Annotated in this window: 7 protein-coding genes; all 7 read left to right on the forward strand. The window is 73.6% G+C overall.

What is annotated here, in order from left to right:
- The 7 genes from ACFVXH_RS18670 to ACFVXH_RS18700 all read left to right on the forward strand — a co-directional run bounded on the left by ACFVXH_RS18670 (nt 1) and on the right by ACFVXH_RS18700 (nt 8,114).
- Nucleotides 1–216 carry an MbtH family protein gene (locus ACFVXH_RS18670; protein WP_387825016.1) on the forward strand — a complete coding sequence of 72 codons (216 nt, stop codon included), beginning with the start codon at nt 1–3 and terminating at the stop codon, nt 214–216.
- A gap of 10 nt (nt 217–226) precedes the next feature.
- Nucleotides 227–1,477 (forward strand): cytochrome P450, encoded by a 1,251-nt coding sequence (locus ACFVXH_RS18675; protein WP_387825018.1) that lies wholly within the window; start codon nt 227–229, stop codon nt 1,475–1,477.
- Between the two features lie 30 nt (nt 1,478–1,507).
- A complete protein-coding gene (locus ACFVXH_RS18680; protein WP_387825020.1) occupies nt 1,508–2,245 on the forward strand; it encodes an SRPBCC domain-containing protein in 738 nt (245 codons plus the stop codon).
- Nucleotides 2,246–2,298: 53 nt separating this feature from the next.
- Nucleotides 2,299–2,874: a sulfotransferase gene (locus ACFVXH_RS18685; RefSeq protein WP_387825023.1), complete on the forward strand. Its 576-nt coding sequence runs from the start codon at nt 2,299–2,301 to the stop codon at nt 2,872–2,874.
- 1,409 nt (nt 2,875–4,283) lie between these two features.
- The gene (locus tag ACFVXH_RS18690; RefSeq protein ID WP_387825026.1) at nt 4,284–5,120 is read left to right on the forward strand and encodes a hypothetical protein; all 837 of its coding nucleotides are present in this window, start codon (nt 4,284–4,286) and stop codon (nt 5,118–5,120) included.
- A 196-nt stretch (nt 5,121–5,316) separates the two neighbouring features.
- The gene (locus ACFVXH_RS18695) at nt 5,317–5,796 is read left to right on the forward strand and encodes a hypothetical protein (RefSeq protein ID WP_387825029.1); all 480 of its coding nucleotides are present in this window, start codon (nt 5,317–5,319) and stop codon (nt 5,794–5,796) included.
- Between the two features lie 44 nt (nt 5,797–5,840).
- Complete coding sequence (locus ACFVXH_RS18700; RefSeq protein WP_387825032.1) at nt 5,841–8,114, forward strand: tetratricopeptide repeat protein; 2,274 nt, start codon at nt 5,841–5,843, stop codon at nt 8,112–8,114.
- Nucleotides 8,115–8,340: the final 226 nt, after the last annotated feature.

The following is an 8,340-nucleotide window of genomic DNA, read 5'->3' on the forward strand; positions in this document are numbered from 1 at the left end:
GTGACCAACCCCTTCGACGACCAGGACGGCACCTTCCTCGTGCTCGTCAACGACGAGGACCAGCACTCGCTTTGGCCGCAGTTCGCCGACGTCCCCGACGGCTGGACCGTCGTCCACGGCCCGGACGGCCACGCCGCCTGCCTGGAGTACGTCGAGAACTCCTGGACGGACATGCGGCCCAGGAGCCTCGCCGAGGCCATGGACGCGCGGCGGTAGCGCGGCCGACATGACCTCCACCGACACCCTCGGCCCGGACACCGCCAGCACCGGTGCCCCGGCCGGGCCCGGCGACCTCGCCGCGGCGCTGTACACGCCCGCGGCCCGCCGGGACCCGTACCCGTTCTACGCCCGCATGCGGCGCGAGAGCCCCGTCCACCGCAGCGACCAGGGCATCTGGTACCTCACCCGGTACGCCGACATCGACGCCGCCCTGGGCGACCTGCGGCTGTCCAACGACCGCGACCGGATGACCCGGGCCCTCGGCGGCCTGGGCGGCGACCTGAAGGCCCTGAGCCGGCTCACCGACCGGCTCGGCCGGGTGATGACCAACACCGACCCGCCGGACCACGCCCGGCTGCGCAAGCTGGTGAACCGGGCCTTCACCGCCCGCCGGATCGAGGCCCTGCGCGGCGGCATCCAGGCCGTCGTCGACGACCTGGTCGACCGGGCCGTGGCCCGGGGGCCGGCCATGGACCTCATCGAGGCGGTCGCCTCACCGCTGCCCCTGGCCGTCGCCTGCGAGCTGTTCGGCATCCCGCCCGAGGACCGTCCCCGGGTCAAGGCCTGGTTCCGCCGGCTCGGCAACCTGACCGCCGACATCGAGCAGGCCGAGGCCGCCGTCGACCAGTACGAGGAGTACCTGTCCCGGCTCATCCGACAGCGCCGCGACGAACCGGGCGATGACCTGATCAGCGCCCTGGTCACCGCCCAGGCCGCGGACGACCGGCTCACCGACTCCGAACTGCTCTCCACCTGCTTCGTCCTCATCACCGCCGGCGACGAGACCACCGCCAACCTGATCGGCAACAGCGTCCTCGCCCTGCTGCGCCACCCCGACCAACTCGCCCGCCTGCGCGAGGACCCGGCGCTGATCCGCACCGCCGTCGAGGAGCTCGCCCGCTACGACACCCCGACCCAGGCGATCATCCGGGTCGTCGCCGAGGACGTGGAGATCGGCGGGCGGACACTGCGCGAGGGCGAGCTGGTGTACCCCTTCCTCGCCGCGGCCAACCGCGACCCGGACCGCTTCGAGGACCCCGACCGGCTCGACCTCACCCGTCCCCGCAACCGGCACCTGAGCTTCGGCACCGGCCCGCACTTCTGCCTCGGCGGACCGCTCGCCAGGCTCCAGACCGAACTGGCCGTCGGCACCCTGGTCCGCCGGCTCCCCGGCCTCGCCCTCGCGGATGAGCCGGCCCTCGACTGGCGGCCCAACCCGCTGCAACGGCGGCTGTGCGCGCTGCCGCTCACCTACTGACCCGCGAACGACGACGAAGGAGAACCGACCATGGCCCGAGAGTTCCAGGTGCGCCGGGAGCAGGACCTGCCCGTCGCGCCCGAGGAGGTCTGGCACGCCGTCGCCACCGGCGCCGGCAACCTCGGCTGGCTGTACCCCATGGAGGTCGAGCCGCACGTCGGCGGGACGGTCTCCCGGGGCGGCGGCACCGTCGTGGCCTGGGAGCCGCCGCACCACTTCGCCGTCCGGGCGACCAGGGACGGCGGGTTCTCGAACACGCTCACCTACCGCATCGAGCCGGCCGACGGTGGGACGAGCCACCTGCGGATGGGGATCCACTGGGTGCACGAGGGCGTCGTCGAGGAGGACTGGGACAGCAAGGCGGACGCGGCCGAGCGGCACGTCGACTTCTACCAGCACAGCCTCGCCCAGTACCTGACGCACTTCGCCGACCGCACCGCCGTCTACGTCAAGGCCTCCCGGCCCGGACCGACCGCGGACCCGGCCGACTTCGCCGCGCTGCGCCGCCGCCTCGGCCTCACCGACGACACGGCCGCGGGGGACCGGCTGGCACTCGACCTCCCCGGCACGGACGGTGAGGCGGAGAAGGTGGTCGTGGACTACCTGACCCCCGACCTGATCGGCCTGCGCGGGCCGGACACGCTCTACCGCTTCTACAACGGCAGCCCCTGGAACTGGCCGATCTGGCTGGGCCACCACCTGTTCGCCGAGGGAGCGGACGAGCAGCGGACCACCGAAGCCTGGGACACCTGGCTCAACGGCTCCTGACCCGACGCACGACGGACAGGACGTCGTGCGGGACACCATCCAGGTCACGCGGGATGACACCCGTCGGGCAGGTGGCGGTCCCGCCGTCGGGGGTCGCGGTCCGCTCCAACTTCTCCTTGACCAAGAGGAGTTGGACGGCTACTTTGGGTAATGGCGAAGGGGGTGGCGACCTCAGGATTTCGCGGCCCCTGGGTACCGCGTCCCCCCATCGGGCCCTCCACCTCCTCGGCCGCACGCCCTGCTACCACTGCACGACCCTCCTCGCCGAGCCGTCCGGAGCGGCGCACCGGCACCAGGTCCTGGACACCACGGACGCGCACAGGATCCCGCGCCGGCGCGATGTGCGGGTCGGGTTCCGCTCTACGGTCGACCGGCCCACCGCGGCGTTCCGGCGGGAACTCGCCGACGTCCAGCCCGCGGCCAGGGGATCCTGGCGGTCCGCGACCCCGCCGCCTGCCACGACGGCCTCGCCCGGACCATCTCCGTACGGCCGAAGGCCGCATCCCCGCTCCCTCCGACCAGGGCGGCCGTCGCCGCCTGCCGGCGCCATGTCGACGACCGGGGCCGCAGGCCCCGGCGGGACCGGACGCGAGATCGGAGCGCCGGCCGATTCCGGCCGCTCCGAATGATCAGGAAAGGCGTGTGCACCGTGTACGAGAAAGAACACCGGCCCGTGCCGGCGGCCGGTACGGAATCACCCCGCCGGTCCGGGAAGCGGCTGATCGGTGCCGCGAGCGTGCTGGCCCTGGGCTGGAGCACGCTCTGCGGCCCCACGCCGGCATCGGCCCTACCGGCGGCTGCCGTCGGGCCCGAGCCCGCGGTCAAGGCGGCGAGCGGCTTCCAGCTCTTCACCACGCCGGGGCCGGCGTCCTTCACCGTCCCGGCGGGGGTGACACTTCTGACGATCTCGGCATGGGGAGCGGGCGGGCCCGGTGGGGGCGGCGGAGGTGGCGGTGGTGGGGGCGGCGGGGGCGGAGGGGAGAGCGCCAGCGGTGACACGGGCGGTGGCGGAGGCGGGGGTGGTGGCGGCGGTGGGAGCGGTGGCGGCGGCCAGGGCGGCCAGGCCGGCACGTTCGTCACCTGCACGTCGAGGTTCCTGACCGAGCCCGGCGAACCGGCGCCCGTCCTGCAGATCAACATCAGCGGGCCTGCGGGAGCGCCTGACGGCGGCTCGGGTGGCACGGGCGGTACGGGCGGCCCCGGGGACAACAAGGACGGTACGGGCGGAGGCAACGGCGGCAACGGTCAGGAGTACCTCAACGCCGACTCCATGACCTCCACCTCCATCACGGAGAACGTGAACCTCGGTGGCTCCCCGTACTCGTTCCGGTTCGTGAACGCGCCCGTGGGCGGCGGTGGACACGCGGGCGGGGCCGCCGGCAAGGGTGGTGACGGAGGGTACGGCGGTACGGGCGGCTCCGGGGGAAGGGGTGGTTCGCCCGGAGTCAACGGCGGCAACCCGCAGGGCGGCAGCCCGGGCCAGAACGGCGCCGGCGGAATGAGCGGAGCCGTGGGCGGAGCCGGGGCCGTGCTCATCCAGTGGTGACCGCACCGCCCGCCTGAGGCCCTCCGCACCCGCCACACCCGGCTGTTGTGCACGGCCGCCGCCGACCGGTCGACCGCCTCCGACCAGCTCAGGGTGGGCTTGCCCGTTCCCTTCTTCCACATGCCCACCCGGCATTCGGAGGCAGTCGCATGGTGCTCCTCCAGCCAGTCCCGGAACTCCTCAGGACTTGAGAAGAAGGTTGGTTCCATGCGCGGTGCTCCCGTCGGTCGTCTCGTCGGTTCCATTGAACCCGTCGGGTGCGACAATCCGAGGCCTGGGCGAAGCTGCTGGAACACGTCCAGGTCGACGATGCGGTGGGCCGGGTGGAGTGGACGGTTGCCGTGGACTCCACGGTGCAGGGGTGCGGCCCGCGTGTTCAGGCCATTCCCGGGTGCGGGCGCCCGAACCCGTCGCCCCGGCGGGCAGGATGGCCGGCAGCCCGCGCCCCGCCCGGCCGGGCCTCGACGACCGATCGGAAGGCAGGAACCAGCGATGCCGAAGAGCCCACGGCGATTCACGGCGGCGGCCACCGTCTGCGCCGCACTCATCAGTGCGGTGGGCCTCCTCGCACCGACCGCGCAGGCGCAGGTGCGGACAGGGGCACCGGCGTCGGTGCTCGCCGCACCGGACGCGGAGACGGGCCTGCCGAGGGACACCGGAACTCCCCCGGGCACCGAGGGCCAGTCCACCACGGTCACCCGTCCCGACGGCACCCAGGCGCGGTTCGCGGTCTTCTCGACCGACTACGCCACCGGCCAGACCATCTGGTACCGGACGCAGTCCGCCCCCGGCGGCCCGTTCGGCGCCTGGAGCCAGGTCAACGGCATGAGCCTCAACTTCCAGAACCTGGTGCTCACCGCCGCCGCGGACGCCGACGGCGCCCTGGAGGTGTTCACCATCGGATACCAGTCGTCGGTCCTGGTACGGATCCACCAGGCCGGCCCGGACGGTCCGTGGTCGGCGCCCGAGCCCTTCGGCCCCGCCGGGGCGGGCGTGCCGAGGTTCTTCGGGCCACCGGTGGCCTTCCAGCGGGCGGACGGCACGCTGGCCTTCTTCGAGGTCTACCAGGGCTCGGGCAGCCCGCGGTTGTACGTCAACGAGCAGAGCGCCCCCGGGGTCTGGGGCTCCTGGAACGATCTGGGATCCGGCCCGCTCCCGGCGGGGGTGGCCACTCCCTCCTCCGTCACGCAGTCGGCGGACGGGCGGCTGACGGTGCTCGCGCACATGTGGAACGCCACGTCGTGGACGGCCCGGATCTCCGAGCAGGCTCCGGGCGGCCCCTGGGACCCCTGGCAGGACTGCCGGAACGGCGGCTGCGCCGCGGGCTGACCCCGGCACCCGCCACCCGTATCCGAGCGGCGCCCCGCACGTGAACCCCTCCTGGCCTCCCGGGCGTTGCGTGCGGGGCCCGCCGCGTCCCCGCTCCGAGGCCGGTCCCGAAACCGGTCGACCGGCGGACTGATACGACGTCATGGAGCTCCCGTAGTACGGTCGAGGACACAGACGTCGACACGAGGGGGCTCGGATGCTGTCCGAAGCGTTGACCGCACTGGCCGCGGCAGGGGGAACGGCGGTGATGACCGCCGCCGGTACGGAGGCCTGGGAGGGCTTCCGGCGCAAGGTGGCGGACTGGTTCGGCCGCGGTGACGGTGGGCGCGAGACCGTCGAACTGGAGCGGCTCGACCGCACCGCTGCCGAGCTCGCCGGCGCCGAGGCCGGGCAGCTGGAGCGGCTCCGGATCCGTCAGGAGGCCTCCTGGCAGGCCAGGTTCGAGGCCTTCCTGGAGGCTCTGCCGGAGGAGGAGCGGGAGCGGGCCGGCGAGGCGCTGCGGGCTCTGCTGGAGGAGGCCGCGGCCCGGGGTTCCCAGGTCTCGGCCGGGGCCGGCGGGCTGGCCGTCGGCGGGAACGTGCAGGTCAGTGCCAATCGCGGCTCGGTCGCCGCCGGGGTGATCCACGGGGGTGTGTCCCTCGGCCGCCCTTCGGTGCCGGATCCGACCGAGGGCTGAACGGACCGGCGGAGCAGAGCCCAGCAGCGCCGTCCGGCGCCGAGGTGCGGGCGGAGAACCACAGCGTCGCGGTCGGCCACGCGGACCAGGTGTCGTACTTCACCGGTCGTCGGGCGCCCGCGGGTTACCCGCTCCAGGTCGGCGTCGTGCCGAACGCCGCGCACCGCTTCCAGCACCGGCCCCTGCCCGACGCACCGGCGGGATACCGGGTCCTGCTCGGGACCGCCGGGGTCGGCAAGACCCAGCTGGCCGCGTACGAAGCCCGCACCGCCTGGCAGCAGGGGCGGCTCGACCTGCTGGTCTGGGCCGCCGCCGGTAGCCGGGCGGCGATCCTGGCCGCCTACGCCCGGACCATGGCCGAGCTGAACGGCACCGAACCGGGCGACGCCGAGCTTGGTGCGCGGGAGTTCCTCGCCTGGTTGCGGCCGGGCGGAGCCGGGCAGACGGTGCGCTGGATGATCGTGCTGGACGGCCTGGCCGACCCCGAAGACCTGCGCGGGCTCTGGCCACCGGACGACCCGCACGGGCGGACCGTGATCACCAGCTGGCGCCGGGACGTGGCGCGCGAGGGGTCGGACCGGCACGTGGTCACCGTGCCCGTGTTCAGCCCCGCCGAGGCCCACGACTACCTCACGGCGGTGCTGAACACCGCAGACCGGGCCGAGTCGCCCGGGCAACTCTCGGTGCTGGCCGAGGAGTTGGGTCGCCTTCCGCTCGCCCTCGCGCAGGCCGCCCGGTACCTGACCGGCACCGGGCTGAGCTGCGCGGAGTACCTGGACCGGCTGCGGGACGGGGAACACCGGCTGGCCGACCTGGTGCCGGCCCCGGGCAGGCTGCCGGACGGACAGGGCGAACCACTCCCGCACATCTGGGACCAGGCCCTGCGACAGGTTGATCCGGCTGCCCGGCGGCTGCTGGAACTGCTCGCTCCGCTGGACCCGGCGGGAGTACCCCGGCCCGTGGTGGACAGGCTCACCGGGCAGGCCCTGCGACAGCCCGGGGAAGAGGCCAAGGAGACCGGAAGCGACCGGCTGCTCGACCTGTTGCACCGGTGCTGCCTGGTCGAGCACGACCCTTCGAACGAGCAGCGGAGGGTCCGCGTCCACCCCCTGGTGCAGCGGGCAGCCCACGAGAGCGTGCCGGCGCACCGGTCGGATGAGTCGATCGACCTCGCCGTCGAGGCACTCCTGGCCGGGACGGTGGTGAACCCCGAGCGCGGTTGGGAGCCCAGGTACGACGCGTTCTACGGACAGGCGCTCAGAGCGGAGGAGGTCGAGTCCTTGCTCTCCGGGGTGAGGAGGGCGAACCCGCCGAGTCCGCCCGAGGTCTCGGCAGCGACACTGCACGGGAACCTCGGGGCACTGCTGCGCGGGCCGTACCGGCGCAGACTGGGCTACCGGGAGAACAAGCTGGCCGTCCGGATGGGCGAGACCCTCGTGGCGGAGGGCAGGCCTGAGCAGGCGGTGGCCTACCTCCGATCGTTCCTGGCCGGGGTCGCCGAGGAGGCGGGCGCGGATCATCCTGGGACGGGGGAGGTCAGGGCCGCCCTCGCCGAGGCCTGCGCGGCAGCCGGCGACCTCGCCGGCGCCATCGCGGAATACCGTGGCGTGATCGACGTCCAGGTGCGCGAGTCGGCCGCCGTGCCGCCCGGGTTGTACGGCATCCTGTGGCCCGCGAGCGCCGAACGTGTCACCAAGCTGCGTCGGCGTCTGGCCCATTGGCTGGCGCAGAACGGCGACCTGGTCGAAGTCGCCGCTGTCTTCCGGGACTTGGTCGACGACGAACAACACGGCCAGGACCACAGGCAGGTCGACGTGTTCGACGAATACGCCTTGCGGGCCGAGGCCGCCGACTGGCTGGGTCGAAGCGGCGATCCCGCGGGGGCCGCACTCGCCTACCGGCAGATCGTCGAGGCATCGTCAGGCAGGTTCGGGCGGCGGTTCGCGGCGTTCTTCGACCTGCGCTACGGATACGGACACTGGCTGGGGGAGTCGGGCGACCCGCGCAAGGCCGTCAAGGTGCTGGCCGGCCTGCTGAGGGACCAGCTCCACGTACTGCACGGCAGACCGGAGGAAGACCCGTACGGGCGGTACCTCCGGACTCCCGATCACCGTCCGGTCACCTTCAAGAGCCGGGCGGCGTTGGCCTTCTGGCTCGGTCGTTCCGGCGATGTGCGCGCGGCGGTGGCAGCCCTGGAAGAGCTTCTGGACGAGCAACTGCGCCACCTCGGCCCGGACCATCCGGACATCGCCGCCACTCGGCAGAACCTCACCCACTGGCGGCAGCAGCAGAAGAAGAGGAGGTGGCGACGTTACTGAGGTTCTCAGGGCGGAGTCGGTGGGGCGAATGACAGACCGGTACCGGTCAGGCCTCCCTCGACGAGGGTCGGCTGGAGCCGGATGTGTCGCAGGCCTCGGCGGAGGGACACGTGGGGCCGCCGACCCGGGGGGGGGGGCCCCCCGGCCGGGGGCGGGGGGGGGGGCCAGACCGGGGGGCCCGGGGGGGGGGGGCCTGGGGGGGGGGGGGAGGGGGGCCGCGCGGGGC

It is taken from the genome of Kitasatospora sp. NPDC058184, assembly GCF_042883725.1.
GTDB lineage: Bacteria > Actinomycetota > Actinomycetes > Streptomycetales > Streptomycetaceae > Kitasatospora.

Excerpts from the sequence above, each read along its gene's own strand:
- ACFVXH_RS18675 (WP_387825018.1), top strand. The coding sequence starts at position 227 with ATGACCTCCACCGACACCCTCGGCCCGGACACCGCCAGCACCGGTGCC.
- ACFVXH_RS18680 (WP_387825020.1), top strand. The coding sequence starts at position 1,508 with ATGGCCCGAGAGTTCCAGGTGCGCCGGGAGCAGGACCTGCCCGTCGCG.
- ACFVXH_RS18685 (WP_387825023.1), top strand. The coding sequence starts at position 2,299 with ATGACACCCGTCGGGCAGGTGGCGGTCCCGCCGTCGGGGGTCGCGGTC.
- ACFVXH_RS18690 (WP_387825026.1), top strand. The coding sequence starts at position 4,284 with ATGCCGAAGAGCCCACGGCGATTCACGGCGGCGGCCACCGTCTGCGCC.
- ACFVXH_RS18695 (WP_387825029.1), top strand. The coding sequence starts at position 5,317 with ATGCTGTCCGAAGCGTTGACCGCACTGGCCGCGGCAGGGGGAACGGCG.